The sequence below is a fragment of the Brevundimonas sp. EU05-FHT14B07 genome (assembly GCF_058790795.1).
Map to the genome: position 1 here is coordinate 729,887 of NZ_JBYTCZ010000002.1, position 23,125 is coordinate 753,011.

A 23,125-nucleotide genomic window follows, 5' to 3' on the forward strand; every position below is an offset into this window, starting at 1 on the left:
ACCGGGGCGCCTGTGCGTCATCCCTTGCCTTCAAGCCTTGCTGTTTCCTTTGACTGGGAATCTCTCAGTATTTGGCCACACTGGGCTATCAATGGTGGGAGATAGCTCTGGTCAAGTTCGAGAGTGAACCGATGAGTTTGCATCATTGGATCGGGGGTCGCTTCGATGACCACGATCAAGTGACCCAAAGCACCGCAAGTGATCTTGGCGTCAATGTATGGCTCAAGACAGCAAAGGTGAGCGACGCCTTCCAGCTGAAGATTCAATTCTGCAAGTTCGTCGCGAAATGACAAGATTTCGTCGCTTCGTATCCCAGGGCCCTGAATGTCTATGCGAGATCCGGGTGCTTCTATGTGGGCATGAATGTTGATCCAGTTGGCATCATCATAGTCCACAGCATCTGCAAATTCTCGCGAAAGCGTCCAAATGGATAGCCAGCCGAGCTTGAGGTCGGGCTCTCCATAGAGGGCTCGCGGATGCTTCATGTCGGGTCGCCGCTCGCGCCGGCCGGGCTCAGCTTCCAGCGGATCTTGGTCTCGCTGTCGGTACGGGCCGAGCCACGCACCACGATCTGCAGGCTGCGGCGCGTCAGGCCGGCGTCGATATGGACGCTGGGCTCGATGGCCACGTCCGGTCCATCGGTCCTGAACCACCAGCCTCGACCCGAGGCGCCGCGCAACAGGATCGAACGGCGATCGCGCGCCAGGGAGGCCTGAACCCCCGGCTCCAGATGGAAGCGGATGGCGTAGGGGGCGGCGATCTGGCGCACCATCTCCTTGCGGCCGGGCGTGGGGAATAGCTTTTCTTCGGCCCGCAGTTCGTCCAGGCGCTGGTCCAGATACAGCCGGCGCTGATGGTTCAGGCCGAACAACTCATTCCAGCCGTCGTGCTCCATTTCCACCCAGACAGCGCCGTCGCCGTCGCGCAGGTCGGTGGTCACATGGATCGGCGGTCCGACCAGGCGCGGGCCCAAGAGCTCACCCTTCCAGCCGCCCAGCGGTTCGTTCAGCGACCGTTCGCCCAGGGTCAGCGTCGAATGGGCCGGCGTGAGGCGCAGGGCCTGGCGGTCGGTCGAGGCCGGCGTCCAGCCCGAGCCGGTCACCAGCCGATCCTTGCCGCAGGCGATCTCCAGCGCCATCGGCTGGGCGCAGGCGGCCGCCCCCCAGGCGTCGCGCGCCGGCGGGGCGGTGTCGGCGATGATGGTGAGCAGAGGGCTGGCGATGCGCGTCAGGCCGACGACCGAACCGATCGCTGGAGGCGTGTCGTCGCTTCTGGCTATCGCTTCGTCGTCGTGGGCGCGGGCGGCCGCGACGCGTTCAATGGTGGAGGGACCGCCGCCCTGGAAGCTGGCCAGACGACCATCGGGCAAAGTCAGCAGGCGCAGGCCCTGCGTCAGCCGGACGATGGCGGCCGAGACGCTCTCAGGCGTCGGTTCGGAAAGTTGCGACAGGGCGTCGTCCAGCGTCAGCAGGTCGAGCAGCAGCTCAAGCCCCGCCTCGGGACTGCGCGACGCGTGGCCGCCGTCGGCCTGCACCGTCGTCTTCAGGGCGCCATCCAGCCGCGACAGCGCCCGGCGACGCAAGGCCTGCCCCGGCGCCCCCGCCAGCACGCAGCCGCCGATGGCCGCCGCCGTCAACCGCTCGGCCCGGCTGGCCAGACCGCCGGGCGGACGGAGCAGCTGCCGGGTCTGGCGCGCCAGACTGTCGGCCAGTTTCAGTCGCTCGGCCTCGGTCGCCACGGCGCCCATCCGCCGTGCGCCGCACGACAGATTGACGACTCGCCGCGCCAGGATTTCCGGTCCCCAGGCGAAGGGCGACCATCGTGCGAAGGCGTCGGCCCAGGCCAGGGTCAGACGCAGCGCCTCGCGCGCGCCACGGTCGCCTTGGGCCATCAGCCCCGGCAGCCAGGCGAAGGCGTGAAGCTCGACCGCAAAGGGCCGCGAGGGACTGGGCCGGTTCCACGGATCGGACGGAGGCTCGACCTCCATCGAGGCGCCCGCCAACATGAAACGCCCGGCCAGGACATTGCGCCCCGGCGCCGGATCATGAGGGCGGAAATCACGCGGCGTGGCGGCGAACGCGGTCACCTTGCCTCCGCCCAGCGGCGACCCCAGCGTCAGGCCGTAACCGGGCAGGCCGTAAAGCTCGATCCACAGCTGCCGCGTCGCCAGCCGCCCGGCGATGGCGGGCCACAGGCCGGGTCCGGCTATCGTGTCGCCCGACCGCACGGGCGTGCGTACCGGGGCGCCAGGCAGGCCGGGGATCTGACCCGAGGCGACATCCAGCGTCGTTTCCTGCCCCCGTGGAGCGAAGGGGCCGAGCGGGCTCACGAGAGGCTCGGAGCAGCCGGCGCGGCTTTCAGGGCGGCGATGTTGGTCGCGTAATCGCCCTTGAACACGAACGACCCAGCGACCAGAGCATCGGCCCCAGCGGCGACGCAGGCTGCGGCGTTGGCGGAGGTCACGCCGCCGTCCACCTGAAGGTGAGCCGACGAACCGGCGCGGTCGAGAATGGCCCGCGCGCCCGCGATCTTCTTCAGCGAACTGTCGATGAACTTCTGACCGCCAAAGCCCGGATTAACAGACATGATCAGCACCAGATCGACCAGATCGATCACCTCTTCCAGGATCGACAGCGGCGTCGCCGGATTGAACACCACGCCCGCCTTGGCGCCCAGCTGACGAATGCGACCCAAGGTGCGGTGCAGATGCGGCCCGCTCTCAGGATGGACGGTCAGGACATCGGCGCCTGCTTCGCGGAACGCTTCTAGCCACGGATCGACCGGCGCGACCATCAGGTGCACGTCGAACGGCAAGGTCGTGTGCGGCCGGATCGCCTTCACGATGTCGGGGCCAAGCGTGATGTTCGGCACGAAATGCCCGTCCATCACATCGACGTGGATCCAGTCGGCGCCCGCCGCCTCAAGCGCGCGGACTTCTTCACCCAGCCGCGCGAAATCGCTGGCGAGGATCGACGGGCAGATCAGAGGAGTAACGGCCATGGCCTCCGGATAAGGCGGGTTGCGGGCGGGAGCAAGGCGCTCACGCTCAGGACACCCGTTCCAGCCTTGCCGCGAAGAAGCCGTCCAGTCCGCCGTGTTCGGCCCACATGGAGGGCAGGATGCGCAGCCAGCCTTCGGGCGTCAGCGCCTCGGGCGGGGCGCCGACCGCGGCCGGATCGGCGGCGACAGTGCGGAACGCGGGGTTGCGACGCAGGAAGGCGATGATCTGGGTCTCGCCCTCCTCACGCTCCAGCGAGCAGGTGCAATAGACCAGACGGCCGCCCGGCTTCACGCGCTCGGCGGCGGCATCGAGCAGGCGGTGCTGAACGTCCGCCAATTTGGCGACCTCTGCCGGTTTGGTGGCGCGCAGGACTTCGGGATTGCGGCGGAAGGTGCCCGTCGCGGTGCAGGGCGCGTCCAGCAGGACGGCGTCGAAGGTGCGGGCGTCCTCCCAGTCCTCGGCCGGAACGGCGACCACTTCAGCCGTGAGGCCGGTCCGCTCGAGATTCTGCGTCAGGCGTTTCAGACGCGGGGCCGAACGGTCGAGCGCGACGACCGTGGCGCCGGCGGCCGCCAGTTGCAGCGTCTTGCCTCCAGGCGCGGCGCACATGTCGAGCGCCGTCTCGCTGGGCTTCACATCCAGCAGCCGGCCGGGCACGGCGGCGGCCGCGTCCTGGACCCACCAGTCGCCGTCCTCGAAACCGGGCCATCCGGCCACATCGCCGCGACGGCCGGTGCGAACCGTGCCACCGGACAGAACCTCGCCCTCGACAGCGGCGGCGACCGCGGCGGGATCAACGCCTGGCTTCAGGCTGATATCGGTCGCGGGTTCTTCGCGCGCGGCCAAGGCCAGACCCGCAAGGGCGGCCTCGCCATAGGTCGCCTTCCAGCGCGCCGCGATCCAGTCCGGCAGATTGCTCTCGGCCGTCGTCAGGCCGGGGCCTTCACGCCCAACCCCGCGCAGCACCGCATTGACCAGATTCTTGTAGGGCCGGGTCTTGGGATCGCGCTCGGCCAGTTTCACCGCCGTCGAGAAGGCGGCGAAGGCGGGCGTTTCCAGCACCAGAGTCTGGGCCAGGGCGATGCGCATCAGGGTGCGCACAGCCTCGGGCGGCGACTTCTTCAGGCGGCGATTCAGGATCTGGTCGATCTCGCCCAGACGACGCAGGGCCGCCATGGCCACGGCCCGGGCGAAGGCGCGGTCCACCGGCTCCAGCGCGCGGGCGGCAGGCTGAGAAAGCGCTTCGTCCAATCCGTTGCGCTTCTCCAGCGCGGCGTTCAGCAGGATGCCGGCGACGACGCGGGCTTCGACGCCGATGTCGTCCTGCGACGGGCCCTGAGCGGCCTCGGCCGGGGCCGGGCGCGGGCGGCCCTTGGTGGCCATGCGACGGCCGCGCGCCTGCGAGCTCTGCCCGCCCCGTCCCTCGGTGCTCATACAGCCACCTGTGCGCCCAGCTCGACCACGCGGCCGGGCGGGATGTGGAAGAAGTCGGTCGGATTGGCGGCGTTGCGCATCAGGAAGATGAACAGCTTGTCCTGCCACAGCGGCATGCCCTGACGCGCCGACGGAATCAGCGAGCGTCGGCCTAGGAAGAAGCTGGTCGACATGATGTCGAACTTCAGCCCCTGTTTTCGGCACAGGCCCAGGGCGCGCGGCACGTTCGGCGTTTCCATGAAGCCGTAGGTGACCGTGACCTTCTTGAAGTCGTCGTTGATCGGCTCCATTCGCACCCGGTCGGCTTCCTTGACGCGTGGGCGCTCGGAGGTGCGCACGGTCAGGATAACGTTCTTCTCGTGCAGCACCTTGTTGTGCTTAAGATTGTGCATCAGGGCGACCGGCGCGACATCGGGATCCGAGGTCAGGAAGATGGCCATTCCCGGAGCACGGTGCGGCGGACGGGCCTGAAGCATCTCGATCAAATCGTTCAGCGGCAGGCTGTCCTTGCGCGTCTTGGCTGTCAGGATCTGCGTCCCGCGCACCCAGGTCCACATCACGACGACCAGCAGGGCGCCCAGCACCAGCGGCATCCACGCACCGTCCGGAATCTTCAGCAGGTTGGACGTCAGGAAGACGCTGTCGATGAAGGCGAACGGAATGAGGGTCCCCGCCACCGCCCACATCGGCCACTTCCAGCCCTTGCGGATGACCGAATAGGCCATCAGCGTATTGACCAGCATGGTGCCCGTCACCGCCACGCCATAGGCGGCGGTCAGGTTATGCGAGCTCTGGAACACGACCAGCAGCACCAGAACCCCAACCATCAGGAAGGTGTTGACCGCCGGCACGAAGATCTGTCCGGCCTGGGTCTCGGAGGTGTTCTTGATGTCGATGCGCGGCAGAAGGCCCAGCTGCACCGCCTGCTGCGTCACCGAGAAGGCGCCGGTGATCACCGCCTGGGAGGCGATGACGGTCGCGGCGGTCGCCAGGATCAGCATCGGCCAATAGGCGAACTGCGGGACCATGTTCCAGAACGGGTTCTCGGACGCGGCCGGATTGTCCAGGATCAGGGCGCCCTGGCCCAGATAGTTCAGCGTCAGGCACGGCAGGACGAAGGCCAGCCAGCCCATGCGGATCGGCGCCTTTCCGAAATGGCCCATGTCGGCATAGAGGGCCTCGGCCCCCGTGACGGCCAGGAAGACGCTGCCCAGGATCACAAAGCCCAGGAAGCCGTCATTGAGCAGAAGCATGACGCCATAGTGGGGCGACAGGGCCCGCAACACGCTTACGTCGTCGAAGATATGATACAGGCCCAGGGCCCCCAGGCTCAGGAACCAGACGGCGGTGATCGGGCCGAAATACTTGGCCAGGCTGGCCGTGCCGCGCGACTGGACCAGGAACAGGGCGATCAGGATGCCGGCCGAGATCGGCACGATGAAGGAATCCAGCCGCCCGGCCAGACCCGGCGCGTCCTGAAGGCCTTCGACGGCGGACAGGACCGAGATGGCGGGCGTGATGATGCCGTCGCCATAGAAAAGGGCCGCGCCGCAAACGCCCAGAATGAAGATCCAGGCGCTACGCCGACCGACCGCGAACTGGGCCAGGGCCATCAGCGACAGGGTGCCGCCCTCGCCCTTGTTGTCGGCGCGCATCAGGAAGAAGACGTATTTGAACGTCACCACCACCATCAGCGCCCAAAACGCCAGCGACACGACGCCGATCACGGCCAGATCGCCGCCGACGCCGGAGCGCGCATGGTCGATCGCCTCGCGCAGGGCGTAGAGCGGGCTGGTGCCGATGTCGCCGAACACCACGCCGATCGCGCCGATGGTCAGGGCCCAGAAGCCGCCGTGCTTGGCGGCCTGGCCGCCCTGGATGTGGGATTCCGGACCCGTGGCGTGGGTGGGCTTGTCCGGCGTGTTCGACGCGGGCGAGGGAGCGCTCGCGTCGTGGGGAGTGTCCCCGGCCATGCGTATCCTCCGGGTCTCCGACGCGGCGTCGGTCCCTTCAAAGCGGCGAGCCTTTAGGCTCATTCCACGCGGTCTTCAATCGCGCCGCAGCGGATTCGGTTTCGGCGTTCTGCGGCGCGATTTGTGATTCGGCCCCTGAACGCCTATTTTCGCATCAGGAACAGAACCATGTCAGACAGCCAACGCTTCCCCGTCGCCGCCCACGCCCTGGCCTATATGGCCCACAAGGGCGCGTTCGGGCCTGCGCAGGCGATGCCCAGCGGCGTGCTGGCGTCCTCGATCCCGACCAATCCCGTCGTGGTGCGCCGCGTGACCGCCCTTCTGGCCAAGGCTGGGCTGATCGCCACCCGTCCGGGCGCGACCGGCGGCTCCTGGCTGTTGCGTCAGCCCGAGGACATTCGGCTGGATCAGGTGCTGAAGGCGGTGAACGGCTGCGCCCACATCGGTTCGCCCCCTGCCGGCGCCAAGGGTTGCCCGATCAGCGAACATATCCCGCGCCAGGTCGCCAAGGCCCTGACCGCTGCGGACGAGGCCGCGACCGAAGCCCTGTCCAAGATCACCATCGCCGACCTTCTGGCCGAGAACCCGATGTCGCTAGCGGCCTTTGCGCCGCACAAGTCCTGCCCCGTCGCGGCCTGATCGCGCCGTGAACCGAACCGTTCTGATCACCGGCGCCTCCGCCGGCATCGGCGCGGCCCTGGCCCGTATCTATGCGGCCGAGGGTTGGAATGTGATTCTGACGGCGCGTCGCCAAGCCCCGTTGCAGGCCCTAGCCGACGACCTGACCGCCGCCCACGGCGTGACCGCGACCGTCATCCCCGAAGACCTGTCCGACCCCGCGGCGCCCGAGCGGCTGGTCGCGACCATCGAGACCCGCGGCCTGACCGTCGACGGCCTGGTCAACAATGCGGGATTCAGCCGTGTCACCGGCTTTCTGGACACCGACCTGGGCGCCCATCGCGCCATGATGCAGGTCATGCTGACCGCGCCGGTCGAGCTGTCGCGCCTGTTGCTGCCCGGCATGATCCAGCGGGGCTTCGGCCGGGTGCTGAACGTCGCCTCCCTGGCCGGCCAGATGCCCGCGACTGGGGGCGACACCCTGTACGGACCGATCAAGAGCTTCTTGATCAAGGCGTCGCAGGGCTTGCATCTTGAGACGCAGGGGACCGGCGTTCACGTCACCGTGCTGAACCCCGGCTACACCCTGACCGAATTCCACGACGTTAACGGCTCGCGCGAGCAGGTCTCCAGCGCCTATCCGGCCTGGATGTGGATGGACGCCGCGCGCGTGGCGCGCATCGGCTATGACGCCTGCGAGGCCAACCATCCCAGCGTCACCCCCGGCGTCATGAACAACGTCATGGCCGGACTGGCCCGCTTCCTGCCCGATGGCCTGGCGCTTCGCATGGTGGCGAACCACGCGAAGCGGCTGGACCGGATCTGATCAGATGTGGATGGCGTGCCCGAGGGCGCGCAGGCTGGCCTCGTGGAAGGCTTCGCCCAGGGTCGGGTGGACATGGATGGTTCCGGCCACGTCTTCCAGCACCGCCCCCATCTCCATCATCTGGGCAAAGCTGTTGGATAGTTCCGACACATGCTGGCCGACCGCCTGGATGCCCAGGATGCGATGATCGGATTTTGACGCGATCACCCGCACGAACCCGCCGTCCTCGCCCGCCTCGATGGCCAGGGCGCGGCCGATCGCGGCGAAGGGGAAGACCGACTGGATCACATCGTCGCGGCCCGCGACCTCGTTCGGCCCCAGACCGGCCGAAACGATTTCCGGCTCGGTGAAACAGACGGCGGCGATGGTTACGGGATCGAAGATGCGGTCGTGGCCGGCGATGATTTCGGCGACCACCTCGCCCTGGGCCGAGCCTTTGTGCGCCAGCATGGGTTCGCCGGTCAGGTCGCCGACCGCCCAGACGTTCTTCATGCTGGTGGCGCAGCGCTGGTCGATCTTCACGAATGGCCCGGCCATGGCCACGCCCATGTTTTCCAGACCCCAGCCTTGCGTACGCGGACGCCGACCGACCGTGACCAGCACCTTGTCGGCGTCCAGTTGCAGCGGCTCGCCGTCCTTCGTCGTGATCGACAGCTTACCGTCACCGAAGCCCCCAGCGCGCGCGCCCAGGTGCAGCTCGACACCATGCTTCTCCAGCCACTTGGCGACCGGATCGGTCAGGGCCTTGTCGTAGAGCGGCAGGATACGCTCGGCCATTTCGACGATGGCCACCTCGGCGCCCAGCTTGCGATAGGCGATGCCCAGTTCCAGGCCGATATAGCCGCCGCCCACGACGACCAGCTTCTTGGGGACCTCTGACAGGCTCAGCGCCTCGGTCGATGAAATGACGTCGCCGCCGAAGGGCAAGAAGGGCAGTTCGACCGGCTCGGACCCCGTCGCCAGGATGACGTGTTCGGCAGTGATACGGATGTCGCCTTCGTCGGTCTTCACCACGCAGGTCTTGGCGTCGGCGAACTCGGCCCAGCCCTTGATCACCTTGACCTTGGCCTTCTTCAGCAGGGCCGAGACCCCGGCGTTCAGCTTACGGACGATGCCGTCCTTCCATTCGACCGTCTGCGACAGGTCGATGGCCGGCGCCGCCGCCGTGATGCCCAGCGTCCCGCCGCCGGCCGCCTTGGCCACTGTCTCGAACTTGCCCGCCGCATGGATGATGGCCTTGGACGGAATGCAGCCGACGTTCAGGCAGGTCCCGCCCAGCCCGTCGCCGCCGTCCACCAGCACGGTGTCCAGCCCCAGCTGGCCGCAACGGATGCCCGCGACATAGCCGCCGGTGCCCGCGCCGATGATCAGGACTTTGGTTTTCAGGGTCTGGGTCATTGGTAGGGCTCAAGTTTTGACATGAGTTCTGCCGGATAAGGATAGGATTGGAGTCGAGCGATCTCATCCGGCTGCCCCAAGCGATAGATATAGACGCCAGATGGATCGTCGATAAGCAGGAGGTCCTCGCCGATGTCCACATTCATCCAAGCGCCGCACCAGTAATATGCTGACCCATCTATCGCACGCGAACTTGTGGCGCCGACGTACTCATAGCGTTCTGGTGGTAGGCCAAGGATCGTTTCGACCTGTTCGATCGTAGCCGTTGACTGAGCGACTTCTAGGCGCTCGTTGCGAAACGGTCTCAGTTTTGGCTTTATGGCGGTCACACGCCCAATCCAAACGGCCGGTCCGCCTTCCCGGGCCAGCATGTGCCAAGGCGGAGGGGGCGGTCGACCGCAGGCGCTGGCCTGATTGGGGGCTGCCGTTAGCACCGCCAACAGAATGCTCGCACTAACGATGATGCTGCGCATCAATGTCACGCCATCCATAAGGTCGCTGGGTGTTCCAGAAGCCCCTTGATCCGCTGGACGAACACCGCCGCGTCATGGCCGTCGACGATGCGGTGGTCGAAGCTGGACGACAGGTTCATCATCTTGCGCACCACCATCTGGCCGTCCTTGACCACGACCCGTTCGGCGATCTTGTTGGGGCCGACGATGGCGACCTCGGGGTGATTGATGATCGGAGTGTGGACCACCCCGCCCAGAGTTCCCAGCGAGGTGATGGTGATGGTGGAACCCGACAGCTCTTCGCGCTTGGCCGAACCGTCTTTGGCCGCGCCCGACACACGCGTGATCTCCAGCGCCGTATCGTAGGGGTCGCGCGCCTCGGCATGCCGGACCACCGGCACCATCAAGCCGTTCGGCGTCTGGGCGGCGATGCCCAGATGGACCGGGGCGTGCTGGGTCAGGACGCCGGCCTCGTCGTCATAGGTGGCGTTGATCTGGGGCTGGTCGCGCAGGGCCACCACGATGGCGCGGGCGATGAAGGGCAGGACGTTCAGCTTGGGCTGATCCTTGGACTTCGTCGCGTTCAGGTGGGCGCGCAGCTCCTCCACCGCCGTCATGTCGATTTCCTCGACATAGGTGATGTGGGGAATGCGGCGCACGCTCTCGGCCATCTTCTCCGCAATCTTGCGGCGCAGGCCGATGATCTTGACCTCGGTCGTCCCTTGCGCCTTCGCATAGGTCGAGCCGCCGCCGGACGGCGCCGATGCGGGTTGCGAACCGCCGCGCGCGATAAAGCCGTCCAGATCCTCGTGCGTGATCCGACCCGCCGGGCCGGAACCGGGCACGAAGGTCAGATCTACTCCCAGGTCCCGCGCGCGATTGCGCACGGCCGGCGAGGCCGACGGGCGTTCGCCAGGCGCACGTCCCGTCAGGGCGGGAACGGGCTTGGAGGGCGCGGTCGCTGAAGTGGCGCTTTGAGCCGTCGAAATCGCGGCGGAAGCCTTCGTCGCATTCTCGGTCGGCTTGGAGGCCGGTTTCGGTGCCGCGACGGGCGTCGAGACATTGCCCCGACCCTCGACATCGAACGCGACCAGCGGCCCGCCGACCGGCACCGACTTGCCCGCCTCGCCGTATAGGGCGACGACCGTTCCGGCGACCGGCGAGGTGATCTCGACCGTGGCCTTGTCGGTCATGATGTCGGCGATGATCTGGTCTTCCTCGACCGCGTCCCCGACCTTGACGTGCCAGCCGACCAGTTCGGCCTCGGCCGTGCCTTCGCCGACGTCGGGCAGTTTGAAGACATAGTTGCCGGATGTCGGCGCCTCGACAGCGGGGGCTGCCGGCGTTTCGACCTTCGGCGCCTCGGCGATCACGGGTGCGGGATCCGGCTTGGCGGCGGCGGGGGCGACGGGCGTCGGGGCGTCATCGGCATTGCCCGCCCCCTCGACCTCGAACTCCACCAGAGGGCCGCGCACCGGCACCATGGCGCCGGGTTCGCCGTGCAGGGCGACGACCTTGCCGCTGACCGGAGCGGTGATCTCGACCGTGGCCTTGTCGGTCATGACGTCGGCGACGATCTGGTCCTCGGCGACCGTGTCGCCGACCTTGACGTGCCATCCGACCAGTTCGGCTTCGGCGGTGCCTTCGCCGACGTCGGGCAGTTTGAAGACGAAACGACCCATCTTATCGACCTCCCGTCATGACGCTCTTCAAGGCGTCTGCGACCCTTTGCGGCCCGGGGAAATATTCCCATTCGAAAGCGTGCGGATAGGGCGTGTCCCAACCGGTGACGCGCGCGATCGGCGCTTCCAGGGAATAGAAGCAGCGCTCCTGAACGAGAGCCGACAGCTCGCCGCCGAAGCCCGAAGTCTTGGGCGCCTCATGCACGATGACGCAGCGGCCGGTCTTCTTCACCGAGGCTTCGATGGCTTCGATGTCCAGCGGCACGAGCGAGCGCAGGTCGATGACCTCGGCGTCCACGCTTGCGTGTTCCGCGCCGGCCAGGGCGACCCAGACCATGGTGCCATAGGCCAAGATGGTGACGTCGTTTCCTTCGCGCATCACGCGCGCCTTGCCGATGGGCTCGACATATTTGCCGGTCGGGACCTGGGCCAGATCCTGGGCCTTCCACGGGCTGACCGGCTTCTCATGCCAGCCGTCGAACGGCCCATTATAGAGGCGTTTCGGCTCGAAGAAGACGACCGGATCGTCGTCCTCGATGGCGGCGGTCAGCAGGCCCTTGGCGTCATAGGGATTGCTGGGAATGATGACCTTCAGGCCCGCGATATGGGTGAACAGGCTTTCGGGCGACTGGCTGTGCGTCTGGCCGCCGAAGATGCCGCCGCCATAGGGGCTGCGCACCGTGATCGGGCTGGTGAACTGCCCCCCCGAGCGGTAGCGCATCTTGGCTGCTTCGGAGACGATCTGATCGTAGGCCGGGTAGATGTAGTCGGCGAACTGGATTTCCACGACCGGACGCAGGCCATAGGCCCCCATGCCGATGGCGGCTGCGACGATGCCGCATTCCGAGATCGGGGCGTCGAAGCTGCGGGTCAGGCCATGCTTCTGCTGCAGCTTGTCGGTGACGCGGAAGACGCCGCCGAAATAGCCGGCGTCCTCGCCGAACGACAGGACGTTGGCGTCTTCGGCCATCTTGACGTCGATGGCCGAGTTCAGCGCCTGGATCATGTTCATGGGGACCACGCCCGCGCCCGTTACTTCCGAGGCGGGGGCGGCGTTCTGATCGACCATGTCGGGCTCGACGCCGTCGTTGCGATCGGCGTCGGTGAAGGTGGTTTGCTCGCTCATGGTCAGACCCCCACCTCGCGGCGCTGTTCGATCAGGCGCCAGTCTTCGGTCGCATAGACCTCTTCGAACATCGTCTTCACGCTGGGGCGCGACTGGCCCAGGGTGCCGATGGCTTCGGATTCCTTGCCGGCGGCGCGGACCTGCTCGACGGCGTCTTTCAGGGCGGCGGCGTGACGCTCGTCGTCCCATTCGCCGATGACGGTCAGATGCTGGCGCAGACGTTCGATCGGATCGCCCAGCGGCCATTTCTCATGCTCGTCGCCGGGGCGATAGCGGCTGGGGTCGTCGGAGGTCGAGTGCGGGGCGCCGCGATAGGTGAAGAGCTCGATCACCGTCGCCCCCTGGTTCGACCGCGCCCGTTCCTCGGCCCACTGGGTCGCCGCCCAGACCGCCAGGAAGTCGTTGCCGTCCACCCGCAGAGCCGGAAGGCCATAGCCGATGGCCTTGGAGGCGAAGGTCGTCTCAAGCCCGCCGGCGATGCCCTGGAAGGAGCTGATGGCCCACTGGTTGTTGACGACGTTCAGGATGACCGGGGCGCGATAGACGGAGGCGAAGGTCAGGGCGTTGTGGAAATCGCCTTCGGCCGTGGCGCCGTCGCCGATCCAGCTTATGGCGATCTTGTCGTCGCCCTTGTAGGCGCTGGCCATGGCCCAGCCCACGGCCTGCGGAACCTGAGTGCCGAGATTCCCCGAGATGGTGAAGAAGCCATACTCCTTGGCCGAATACATGATCGGCAGTTGGCGGCCTTTGATCGGATCTTCGGCGTTGGAATAGATCTGGTTCATCATCGCGACCAGCGGATAACCGCGCGCGATCAGAAGCCCCTGCTGGCGATAGGTGGGGAATCCCATGTCCTCGCGGCTCAGGATCATGCCCTGCGCGACAGCGATGGCCTCTTCGCCGGTGCACTTCATATAGAAGCTGGTCTTGCCCTGGCGGTGGGCGCGGTGCATCCGGTCGTCGAAGGCGCGCGTCAGGATCATGGCCTTCAGGCCCCGGCGCATCGTCTCGGGATCTAGACGCGGGTTCCACGGACCGACTGCGGCGCCCTCATCATCCAGCACCCGAATCAGGCGGAAGGCGAGATCGCGCATCTGATAGGGCGTCGACCCGACCTCGGGCCGTTCGACGACACCAGCAGGGTCCATCTGCAGATGGCTGAAGTCCGGCGTATCGCCGGGACGGCCGGACGGCTCCGGCACGCGCAAAAACAGGGGCTGGCTGTTCTTTTTGTTCATTTTATCGTTCATGCGGGCGTCCATATCCATTCTGGGGTCCGTCCGTGTTTCCTCTGGACGTGTGATAACACGACCCCTAAGCAGGTGCTCGCTCAATTTGACCTTGCGCAATCCGGATATCGGGTATTTTATTTCGCGATAATCATAATCGGAGAAACGCATTGGCCGACGAACTCGACCCCATCGACGCCCGCATCCTGGATATCCTGCAACAAGACGCCGGGCTGTCGGTCGCAGAGGTCGCCGATCGCGTCGGACTGTCGGCCTCGCCCTGCTGGCGGCGGATCAAGCGGCTGGAAGACTCCGGCCTGATCACCAAGCGCGTCACCCTGCTGAACGCGCAGCTGCTGGGTCTGGACTTCGAGGTCTACGCCATCGTCAAACTGATGCTGCCTTCGGCGGACAATCTCAATGTCTTCGAGGCCGCCGTGGCCAAGTGGCCGGAAGTGGTCCAGTGCGCCACCATCACGGGGCGCGAGGACTATGTGCTGCGCATCATCACCTCGGACATGCACGCCTTCGACCTGTTCCTGCGCGAGAAGCTGCTGGCCCTGGGCATCGTCTCGGACTGCGAAAGCCACATCGTCACGCGCGGCGTGAAGAATGTGACCGCCCTGCCTCTTGGCATCATCACGCCTCACGTCGGATAACGTCGCTCAGGCGGCGCGGGCCGCTTTGGGAGCCGACACATGATCGAATTGGTGATCGACGCACGCCGCAAGGACCTGGGCGGGTTCGAGGTCGGGCGCGTCCTGCCCTTCCATTCGCGCCGGATGGTCGGGCCCTTCATCTTCCTGGACCAGATGGGACCGGCCGAGTTCGCGCCGGGCGCCACAGCCATCGACGTGCGACCCCACCCGCATATCGGCCTGTCGACCCTGACCTATCTGTTCGAGGGCGAGATCATGCACCACGACAATCTCGGCTACGATCAGGCGATCCGGCCGGGCGAGGTCAACTGGATGACCGCCGGCAAGGGCATCGTCCATTCCGAGCGCACCGATTCGCTGAAGAAGAGCAAGGGCGGGCCGATGCACGGCATGCAGGCCTGGGTCGCCCTGCCCGACGAGGCCGAAGAGATGGACCCGGCCTTCTACCACCTGGGCGAGGACGCCCAGCCGGCCTACGAGAACGGCGGCCTGTTCGCGCGGCTGGTCGCGGGCGAGGCTTACGGCGCCAAGGCGGCCGTCCCGGTGTCGTCGCCGCTGTTCTACATCCACTGGGAGCTTCAGCCAGGCGTGCGAACCGCCCCGCCGTCCGGCAAGGGCGCCGGAGGCATGAGCGAGCGCGCGCTCTATGTGGCCAAGGGCTCCATCGAGGTCGGCGATCGCACCTTCCACGAGGGCCAGATGATCGTGCTGGAGCCGACGGCCGAGCCGACGGTCAAGGCCCTGACCCAATCGACCGTCATGGTGCTGGGGGGCGAGCCGGTGGGTGAACGGCTGATCTGGTGGAATTTCGTCGCCTCCAGCCAGGCCCGCATCGATCAGGCCAAGGCCGATTGGAAGGCAGGCCGGATGACGCTGCCGGACGCCGATGATCTGGAGTTCATCCCCCTGCCTGACGAGCCCGCAAAGGCGCAGGCGGAGCCTGCGCCGGTGACGCCCAAGCCGACCGATCCGGTCTAGCGGGCAAGCAGAAGGTGACGCGGCAAGGTCGGATCGCTACATGCGGCCTATGAACTTCGATTTCGACGCCCAGGTCACCGCCGCCCTGTTCGACAACACCGGCGCTGTCTTCGCCCTCGGCGACGGCTCGGTCCGGTTCGAGGACCGGACGCGAGCGGAGGCGCACGACGGCGCCGTGCTGTGCGCCTGCGTTCATCCGTCGGGCGACGGGATCGTCACAGGCGGCGATGACGGCAAGGTCGTCTGGACCCGTCGCGACGAGGACCCTGTCGTTCTCGCCACGGCCAAGAACCAGTGGATCGACGCCATCGACGCCTCGCCGGCCTCGGGCCTGATCGCCTTTTCCTTCGGCCGCACCCTGTCGGTGATCGACCCTAAGGAGGTGGGCTTCCGGCGCGACTTCCAGCACGAGCGCACCGTCTCCGGCGTCGCCTTCGAGCCCAAGGGCCGGCGCATCGCCACCTCGACCTATGGCGGGGCGGCCCTGTGGTATGCGCGGATCGAGAAACAGCAGCCCGTGAAGCTGGCCTGGGCCGGATCGCACACCGGCGTCGCCTTCTCGCCCGACGGCGCCTTCGTCGTCACGACCATGCAGGACAATCAGATGCACGGCTGGCGCATCAAGGACGCCAAGAATCTGCGCATGGGCGGCTATCCCGGCAAGGTGCGGTCGATGGCTTTCCTGGCCAATGGCCAGTTGATGGCGACCTCGGGCGCGCAGGGCGCTGTCCTTTGGCCCTTCATCGGCTCGAACGGGCCGATGGGGCGCGAGGCGACCGAGATCGGCTATGACGACACAACCTTGGTCAATCTAGTCTCGGCCCGCGCCGATCAGGGTTTGCTGGCCGCCGGCCTGACCGACGGTCGGGTCTGGGTCGCGCATCCGGCGGCCCAGGGTCTGAATTTCGTCAAGGCCGAGAAGGGGCCGGCCATCGTCGCCCTGTCGCTCAGCCCCGCCGTCGATAAGGTGGCCTGGGCCGACGAAGACGGCGCCGCCGGGGTGTTGATCCTCTGATGGCGACGGGCCGCAAGAGCTGGCGTCGCGTGGTGCTGACCGCGCTTCTGATCCTGGCCCTGCTGCCGGTCGCGGGCGTGCTGATCGTCGCCGTCGTGCCGCCGCCGCCCACGATCCTGATGCTGCGCCAGCTCGCGCGCGGCGAGGGCATGGACTATCAGTGGCGCGGCCTGAACCAGATTTCGCCCAACCTGGTCAACGCCGCCATCGCCGCCGAGGACGCCCGGTTCTGCAGCCACCACGGCTTCGACATGGAGGCCATCCAGAAGGCCCTGGATCACAACGCCGAGGGCGGGCGCATCCGGGGCGGGTCGACCATCAGCCAGCAGACGGCCAAGAACGTCTTCCTGTGGCCCGGCCGCGACTGGATCCGAAAAGCTCTGGAGGCGGGCTACACCGTCCTGATCGAGGCCGTGTGGTCCAAGCGCCGGATCATGGAGGTCTATCTGAACGTGGTGGAATGGGCGCCCGGCGTCTATGGCGCCCAGGCCGCGTCGCGCCACTGGTTCGGCAAGGACGCCCGCGATCTGAGCCCGCGTGAGGCGGCGCGTCTGGCCGCCATCCTGCCGGCCCCGCGCCGTTACGAAGCCGCCGCGCCCGGCCCCTATGTGCGTCGGCGCGCCGCGCGTATTCAGGCGGCCATGGGCACGGTGCGCAACGAGGGTCTGAACACCTGCGTCGTCGGTCGCTGAACCGTCACGCTTGACGGGCGACCGGGCCTGACCTCTCCTGCCCGCGCTGTTCAGGAGAACCATCATGAAGCGTCAGATGATGACCGCCGTCGCGGTCTGCGCCCTCGCCTTCGCCGCCGGCTGCGCCAGCACCAGCGAGCCCGCCGCCGCAGCCCCGGGCGTCGAACAGACGGCCTCGACGACGCCCGCGCCGGCCGTCAGCGGCATGCGCGCCGACTATCCGATCACCGCCGAGGGCGCGACGGCCTTCATCGCCGACGCCGAAACCAAATGGGCCGAGGTCAGCGAATATGTCGCCCGCATCCAGTGGGCGCGCGCCACCAACATCACCTTCGACACCATGTGGCTGGAGTCCAAGGCCAACGCCGAGGCGACCGAGCTTCAGGTCCAGCTGGCCAATCAGGCGGCCAAGTTCAACGACGTCCAGGTTGATCCGGTCGTGCGGCGCAAGCTGAACCTGCTGCGGCTCAGCCTGGTTCTGCCGGCGCCCAACCGCCCCGGCGCGGCCGACGAACTGGCCCAGATCACGACGCAGCTGGACTCGACCTATTCGACCGGCAAGTTCGACTTCAAGGGCAAGCCGATCACCCTGGACGAGGCCTCGCTGATCCTGGCCGACAGCCGCGATCCCGCCGAGACCAAGGCGCTGTATGAAGGCTGGCGCACCATCTCGCCGGTCATGCGCGACGATTACGCCCGCATGGTCGAGATCGCCAATGAGGGCTCGCGCGAACTGGGCTTCGCCGACACCGGCGCCCTTTGGCGCTCGGGCTATGACATGCCCGCCGACGACTTCGCCGCCGAGACCGACCGGCTGTGGGCCCAGGTGAAGCCCTTCTACGAGAACCTGCACTGCTATGTGCGCGCTCGGCTGAACGCCAGATACGGCGATGCGGTCCAGCCCGACCACGGCCCGATCCGCGCCGACCTCTTGGGCAATATGTGGTCGCAGCAGTGGGGCAACATCTACGACGTGGTGGCCCCGCCCAGCGGCGGCGCCTCCAGCTATGACCTGACCGAACTGCTGAAGGCAGCTGATTACGACGCGACGAAAATGGTCAGGACGGGCGAGGGCTTCTACGTCTCGCTGGGCCTCGATCCCCTGCCTCAGACCTTCTGGGAACGCAGTCAGATCACCCGCCCGCGCGACCGCGAAGTCGTCTGTCACGCCTCGGCCTGGGACTTGGACAACGCCGACGACATCCGCATCAAGATGTGCACGAACGTCAACGGCGACGACTTCTACACCGTCCATCACGAACTGGGTCACAACTACTATCAGCGCGCCTACAAGAACCAGCCGATGCTGTTCCGGAACGGCGCGAACGATGGCTTCCACGAGGCCATCGGCGACTTCGTCGGCCTGTCGGCCCTGACCCCCACCTATCTGAACCAGATCGGCCTGCTCAAAACCACCCCGGGCGCAGAGGAAGACATTCCCTTCCTGCTCAAGATGGCCTTGGACAAGATCGCCTTCCTGCCGTTCGGCCTGATGGTCGACCGCTGGCGCTGGGACGTCTTCTCGGGCGAGACGGCGCCGGCCGCCTACAATACCGCCTGGACCGCTGACATGCTGCAATACCAGGGTCTGGTCCCGCCCGGCCCGCGTCCGGCCAACGCCTTCGATCCGGGCGCCAAATACCATGTGCCGGGCAACACGCCCTATACGCGCTACTTCCTGGCGGCGATCTATCAGTTCCAGTTCCAGCGCGCCGCCTGCAAACAGGCCGGCTGGACCGGGCCGCTGCACCGCTGCTCCGTTTACGGCAATAAGGAAGTGGGCGCCCGCTTCAACGCCATGCTGCAAATGGGTCAGTCCCAGCCGTGGCAGGAGGCGATGAAGGCCTTCACCGGCGATGACGGCAATGACGCCTCGGCCATCGCCGACTATTTCGCCCCGCTGAACGTCTGGCTCCAGGAACAGAACCGCGGTCACCAATGCGGATGGAGCGCCGCGTGATCACGCGGCGGCGTTAACTGTCCCCTTCACAATTCCCTTAACCGCCCGATGGCAAACTGAGCGCTAATCGGGCGGTCCGCGTCCTTTGGGATGGGCATGGTGAAGATTTCCAATCGGATCGGCAGGGCGGTGAAGACTCTGCGCTCGTTCACGTCGCGCCTGTCGTCGGACTGCGGCGGCAATGTCGTGATGATCTTCGCTCTGGTGATGCCAGCGCTGATCATGCTGACCCTGGGCGGCATCGACATCAACCGCGTGACGACGGCCAAGGCTCGCGTTCAAGACGCGCTGGACGCCGCCACCCTGGCTGCGGCGCGGTCGTCCTATACCGATCCGAACGACCTGAAGACCGTCGCCCTGGTGGCGCTGAGAGCCAATCTGCGCAACGCCTCTGTGGAACCGTTTGCTGACGACGCCATCAAGATTGAGCTGACGAAAGACCAGGTCGTCATTGCCGACATCCAGGTCCAGGTGAAGACCCTGATCGCCAACGTGGTCCTGCCGCCCTATGGCAAGATACTGGACGACACCCTGCCGGTCAGCGTCCACTCCGAGGTGAATCGATCGTCCAAGGACATCGAGGTTTCGCTGGTGCTCGACATCACCGGCTCGATGGCCAGTAACAACCGGATCGGCGATTTGAAGAACGCCGCAAACCAGCTGATCAAACTGGTCGTTCAGCCGGCGGCGAAACAAACGCCCTACTATTCACGCATGGCGATCGTGCCCTATTCGATCGGCGTAAATCTGGGCGCTCGCGCCGACGCCGCGCGCGGCGCTTCGGTCGGATCGACCGGCATCACCGGCGCCGCATGGGCGGCGGCGGCGGCCAAGTCGATCTCCGGCATCACGCGCGCTTCGCCGGGCGTCGTGACCGCCAACGGCCACGGGCTATCGACCGACGACTACGTCTGGATCAGCGGCGTCAGCGGCATGACCCAGATCAACAACCGCGCCTACAAGGTCGTGCGGATCGACGCCAACAAGGTGTCCCTGAAATATCAATCGGGCGCGAACTGGTATGCGCTGAACACGAGCAGCGGATACAGCAGCTACAGCTCGGGCGGTCAGATCCGCAAATGCATGCGCTCGGACTGCTTTGTCACCATCACCTCCGTGAATCACGGCCTGTCTGAGGACGAGGGTGTGCAGATCACTGGCGTGAATGGCATGACGGCGCTGAACAACAGCAGCGGCCTCTTTGAAGTTTACGAGCGCACATCCAAGGACGCCTTCGTTGTGCCTGTCGGTGGCGCGACCTACGCCGACTATTCCAACGGCGGCGCGGTTCAGTGCGGCCGTGACGGATGCGCCAAGCGTGTCTTCCGCGATCCGCAATACAATCGTCTGAACGTATTCGACAACACGACCTGCGTCAGCGAGCGCACTGGCTCATCGGCCTACACCGACACGGCTCCCGGTTCGGCCTACGTCGGCCGAAACTATGCGTCTCCACGCAATCCCTGTCCGGCAGCGACCGTCCAACCGCTGACATCCAATATTGACACACTGACCAGCCTCGTGAACGGGCTGTCTGTCACGGGCTCGACGGCGGGTCAGATCGGCCTGGCCTGGGGGTGGTACACGGTATCCAACCAATTCAATGGTTTGTGGTCGTCCAATCCCGCCGCTGCCTATGCGCCGACCAAGGTGTTGAAGGCCGTCATTCTGATGACGGACGGTGAGTTCAACACCCCCTATTGCGGCGGCGTGATCGCCCGCGACGCCGGCTCCGGGTCCGGTAATCTCTACGACAAGATCGCCTGCGATGCGACGAACGGCGACCCGTTCGATCAGGCCGCAAAGCTTTGCACCGGCATGAAGGCCAAGGGTGTGATCGTCTATACCGTGGGCTTCTCGATTACGCCCGGCAGCGACGCGGCCAACATCCTCAGCACCTGCGCCACCGACAAGGACAAGGCCTTCCTGCCGCAGTCGGGCGCGGACCTGTCCAACGACTTCCAGGCCATCGGACGCGACATCACCCGACTACGGATTTCCCGCTGACGGCCTAGAGCAGGCGGATTTCGCGCAGGCGTTCGGTCAGATAATCCTCGGCCAGGATGGTCTTGCCCGCATAGCGATCGGGATTGTCCGGCGTGATGGCGCTGGGCAGGGTCTCGATCGGGAAGTCCGGGTTGAAGTGCAGGAAGAAGGGCGTCGAATAGCGGGCGAAACCGCGACGCTCGGGCGCCGGATTGACCACGCGGTGGGTCGTAGACGGCAGGACGTGGTTGGTCAGCCGCTGCAGCATGTCGCCGATATTGACGACCAGGGCGCCGGGCGGCGGCGCGATGTCGAGCCAGCTGCCGTCCTTGTCCTTCAGCTGCAGACCAGCCTCTTCGGCGCCGAGCAGCAGGGTGATGACATTGATGTCTTCGTGCGCCCCGGCGCGCACGCCCGGCGCATCTGCCGGAACCGGCGGGTAATGAAGCATGCGCAGGACGCTGTTACCCATCTCCACCTTGTCCGCGAAGAAGTCGTCGCCCAGCCTCAGGTAGCGGGCGATGGCGCGCAGGATCTTGGCGCCCAAAGCATCCAGGTCCTCGAACATGCCATACAGGTGCTCGCGGAAGCCCTCGACTTCGGTCGGCCAGACGTTGTCGCGCATATAGCGGCGATAGGGGTGGCCTTCGGGCAGTTCCCGACCGACGTGCCAGAACTCCTTCAGATCGACCGTCTTGGCGTCCTTGGCCGCCTCGACCCCGAACGGGGTCAGGCCGCGCGCGCCGCCCGTACCGGGCTGATGGTATTGACGCTTCACCTCTTCCGGCAGGGCGAAGAAGGCCTTGGCGTCGTCGATGGCTGCGGTGATGCGCGCCTCATCCAGACCATGGTCGGCGACCACAGCGAAGCCATAGCGCGAGAAGGAGGCGCCCAGTGCGTCGCTGAACGCCTGAAAATCGGCGTCGTACTGCGTCATCGAAACCGGCTGAATGGCGCGGTTGGTCGTGTTGTCCGTCTGGGTCACGCTCACGGCGTCGTCCTCGATCTGGGGATGTGCGGCGGTTCCCATACGCCCAATCGACGCCTTTGTCAGGGCCATGGCGAGCGCGGACGTGGCGGGCATTCATGCGCCGTACAGATTGGAACCTTCACAGTAAGCGCACGTTTCCGCGCCAGATCGCTCAAAAGAAAGGGACCATTCCATGCGCGCCAAGTTTATCGTCGCCAGCGTTTCCATCGCCGCCCTGCTGGGGGCCGCCGCCTGCACCACCACCGACCCCTATCGTTCGGGTCCGGTTCGCAACAATACCGGAACCGGGGCCATCGCCGGTGCTCTGGGTGGCGCGGTTCTCGGCTATCTGACCAACACCTCGAACGGCGAACAGGGCCGCAAGAACGCTCTCATCGGCGCCGGGATCGGCGCGCTGGGCGGCGCCGCCGTCGGCCAATACATGGATCGTCAGCAACGCGCGATGGAAGCCGAACTGTCCGGCTCCGGCGTCGGCGTAGCCCGTCAAGGCGACCTGCTCGTGCTGCGCATGCCGTCGGACGTGACCTTCGCCACAAACCAGTCCTCCATCGATCCGCGCTTCCTGCCGGTGCTGGATGACGTCGCCCGCGTTCTGCAACAGTATGACCAGTCGACCGTGGACGTGATCGGTCACACCGATTCGTCGGGCGGCGACGCGATCAATCAGCCTCTGTCTGAGCGCCGCGCGAGCAGCGTCGCCTCTGAACTGGTGCGTCGCGGCGTGATCGCGCAGCGCCTCTATGTCGCCGGTAATAGCTCGCGTAACCCGGTGGCCTCGAACGCCACTGCCGAAGGCAAGGCGCAGAACCGCCGCGTCGAAATCCTGATCCGCCCGTTCACCGGCTGATCAGGCCTTAAGTCAGAATACTTGGGGGCGGCGTCGCAAGGCGCCGCCTTTTTGGCTGCGTGGACGCATCACGCAGAGGGTGAGACGGCGCAAAGAAAAACGCCGCCTCCTTTCGGAAGCGGCGTTCTGTCTTTCGACGACTTCGAAGCTCGAAGCCGACCCGGACGAACCGGTCGGCTCCGAAAGTCTTAGAAGTTGATGTCGATGGTCGCGCGGCGGTTGAGCGGTTCGCGCACACCGTCGGCGGTCGGCTTGGCC

20 protein-coding genes are annotated in these 23,125 nt (G+C 66.3%); 9 read left to right on the top strand and 11 right to left on the bottom strand.

The genetic code is table 11. The features are described from left to right. Window positions 1–17: 17 nt before the first annotated feature. From AC3WRC_RS07690 to AC3WRC_RS07710, 5 genes are read right to left on the bottom strand one after another with little or no spacing between them, the layout of a single operon-like run. Window positions 18–485: a WapI family immunity protein gene (locus tag AC3WRC_RS07690; protein WP_492303445.1), complete on the bottom strand. Its 468-nt coding sequence runs from the start codon at window positions 483–485 to the stop codon at window positions 18–20. Next, a complete protein-coding gene (locus AC3WRC_RS07695; protein WP_492303446.1) occupies window positions 482–2,329 on the bottom strand; it encodes a heparinase II/III family protein in 1,848 nt (615 codons plus the stop codon). Before AC3WRC_RS07695 ends, AC3WRC_RS07690 begins: the two co-directional genes overlap by 4 nt. Beyond that, a complete protein-coding gene (gene rpe, locus AC3WRC_RS07700) occupies window positions 2,326–3,000 on the bottom strand; it encodes a ribulose-phosphate 3-epimerase (RefSeq protein WP_492303447.1) in 675 nt (224 codons plus the stop codon). The genes AC3WRC_RS07695 and rpe overlap by 4 nt, the downstream gene beginning before the upstream one ends. Before the next feature lie 46 nt (window positions 3,001–3,046). Continuing rightward, on the bottom strand, window positions 3,047–4,435 hold the full coding sequence (locus AC3WRC_RS07705; RefSeq protein WP_492303448.1) for an RsmB/NOP family class I SAM-dependent RNA methyltransferase: 1,389 nt from the start codon (window positions 4,433–4,435) through the stop codon (window positions 3,047–3,049). After that, window positions 4,432–6,408, bottom strand: coding sequence for a potassium transporter Kup (locus AC3WRC_RS07710; protein WP_492303449.1), 1,977 nt, complete (start codon window positions 6,406–6,408; stop codon window positions 4,432–4,434). The genes AC3WRC_RS07705 and AC3WRC_RS07710 overlap by 4 nt, the downstream gene beginning before the upstream one ends. A 168-nt stretch (window positions 6,409–6,576) precedes the next feature. Between AC3WRC_RS07710 and AC3WRC_RS07715 the strand changes: the two genes are divergently transcribed. Next, window positions 6,577–7,047 (top strand): Rrf2 family transcriptional regulator, encoded by a 471-nt coding sequence (locus AC3WRC_RS07715; protein WP_066553396.1) that lies wholly within the window; start codon window positions 6,577–6,579, stop codon window positions 7,045–7,047. A 7-nt stretch (window positions 7,048–7,054) separates the two neighbouring features. After that, on the top strand, window positions 7,055–7,852 hold the full coding sequence (locus tag AC3WRC_RS07720) for an SDR family NAD(P)-dependent oxidoreductase (protein WP_492303450.1): 798 nt from the start codon (window positions 7,055–7,057) through the stop codon (window positions 7,850–7,852). Here AC3WRC_RS07720 and lpdA read toward each other — a convergent pair whose 3' ends face one another. The 5 genes from lpdA to AC3WRC_RS07745 all read right to left on the bottom strand — a co-directional run bounded on the left by lpdA (window position 7,853) and on the right by AC3WRC_RS07745 (window position 13,748). Beyond that, window positions 7,853–9,250, bottom strand: coding sequence for a dihydrolipoyl dehydrogenase (gene lpdA, locus AC3WRC_RS07725; protein WP_492303451.1), 1,398 nt, complete (start codon window positions 9,248–9,250; stop codon window positions 7,853–7,855). Beyond that, on the bottom strand, window positions 9,247–9,579 hold the full coding sequence (locus tag AC3WRC_RS07730) for a hypothetical protein (protein ID WP_492303452.1): 333 nt from the start codon (window positions 9,577–9,579) through the stop codon (window positions 9,247–9,249). The genes lpdA and AC3WRC_RS07730 overlap by 4 nt, the downstream gene beginning before the upstream one ends. Before the next feature lie 149 nt (window positions 9,580–9,728). Then, window positions 9,729–11,384, bottom strand: coding sequence for a dihydrolipoyl dehydrogenase family protein (locus AC3WRC_RS07735; protein ID WP_492303453.1), 1,656 nt, complete (start codon window positions 11,382–11,384; stop codon window positions 9,729–9,731). A gap of 1 nt (window position 11,385) precedes the next feature. After that, window positions 11,386–12,510: an alpha-ketoacid dehydrogenase subunit beta gene (locus AC3WRC_RS07740; protein ID WP_492303454.1), complete on the bottom strand. Its 1,125-nt coding sequence runs from the start codon at window positions 12,508–12,510 to the stop codon at window positions 11,386–11,388. Between the two features lie 2 nt (window positions 12,511–12,512). Continuing rightward, on the bottom strand, window positions 12,513–13,748 hold the full coding sequence (locus tag AC3WRC_RS07745) for a thiamine pyrophosphate-dependent enzyme (protein ID WP_492303455.1): 1,236 nt from the start codon (window positions 13,746–13,748) through the stop codon (window positions 12,513–12,515). A gap of 161 nt (window positions 13,749–13,909) precedes the next feature. On the opposite strand from AC3WRC_RS07745, the gene AC3WRC_RS07750 reads away from it, so the two are divergent. The 6 genes from AC3WRC_RS07750 (at window position 13,910) to AC3WRC_RS07775 (ending at window position 21,050) form a co-directional block, all read left to right on the top strand. Beyond that, window positions 13,910–14,398, top strand: coding sequence for an Lrp/AsnC family transcriptional regulator (locus AC3WRC_RS07750; protein ID WP_055754211.1), 489 nt, complete (start codon window positions 13,910–13,912; stop codon window positions 14,396–14,398). 39 nt (window positions 14,399–14,437) lie between these two features. Further along, window positions 14,438–15,376, top strand: coding sequence for a pirin family protein (locus tag AC3WRC_RS07755; RefSeq protein WP_492303456.1), 939 nt, complete (start codon window positions 14,438–14,440; stop codon window positions 15,374–15,376). A 49-nt stretch (window positions 15,377–15,425) separates the two neighbouring features. Next, window positions 15,426–16,391 carry a WD40 repeat domain-containing protein gene (locus AC3WRC_RS07760; protein ID WP_492303481.1) on the top strand — a complete coding sequence of 322 codons (966 nt, stop codon included), beginning with the start codon at window positions 15,426–15,428 and terminating at the stop codon, window positions 16,389–16,391. Continuing rightward, entirely contained in the window at window positions 16,391–17,083 is a 693-nt protein-coding gene (gene mtgA / locus AC3WRC_RS07765; protein ID WP_492303457.1) for a monofunctional biosynthetic peptidoglycan transglycosylase, read from the top strand. Before AC3WRC_RS07760 ends, mtgA begins: the two co-directional genes overlap by 1 nt. Window positions 17,084–17,147: 64 nt before the next feature. After that, the gene (locus AC3WRC_RS07770) at window positions 17,148–19,043 is read left to right on the top strand and encodes a M2 family metallopeptidase (protein ID WP_492303458.1); all 1,896 of its coding nucleotides are present in this window, start codon (window positions 17,148–17,150) and stop codon (window positions 19,041–19,043) included. A 96-nt stretch (window positions 19,044–19,139) separates the two neighbouring features. Next, the gene (locus AC3WRC_RS07775) at window positions 19,140–21,050 is read left to right on the top strand and encodes a TadE/TadG family type IV pilus assembly protein (protein WP_492303459.1); all 1,911 of its coding nucleotides are present in this window, start codon (window positions 19,140–19,142) and stop codon (window positions 21,048–21,050) included. Window positions 21,051–21,054: 4 nt separating this feature from the next. Here AC3WRC_RS07775 and AC3WRC_RS07780 read toward each other — a convergent pair whose 3' ends face one another. Beyond that, window positions 21,055–21,966, bottom strand: a complete 912-nt coding sequence (locus AC3WRC_RS07780) for an isopenicillin N synthase family dioxygenase (RefSeq protein WP_284876582.1) — start codon at window positions 21,964–21,966, stop codon at window positions 21,055–21,057. A 226-nt stretch (window positions 21,967–22,192) separates the two neighbouring features. On the opposite strand from AC3WRC_RS07780, the gene AC3WRC_RS07785 reads away from it, so the two are divergent. Further along, window positions 22,193–22,867: a YiaD family glycine zipper/OmpA-like lipoprotein gene (locus AC3WRC_RS07785; protein WP_055807033.1), complete on the top strand. Its 675-nt coding sequence runs from the start codon at window positions 22,193–22,195 to the stop codon at window positions 22,865–22,867. The last annotated feature ends 258 nt before the right edge of the window (window positions 22,868–23,125 follow it).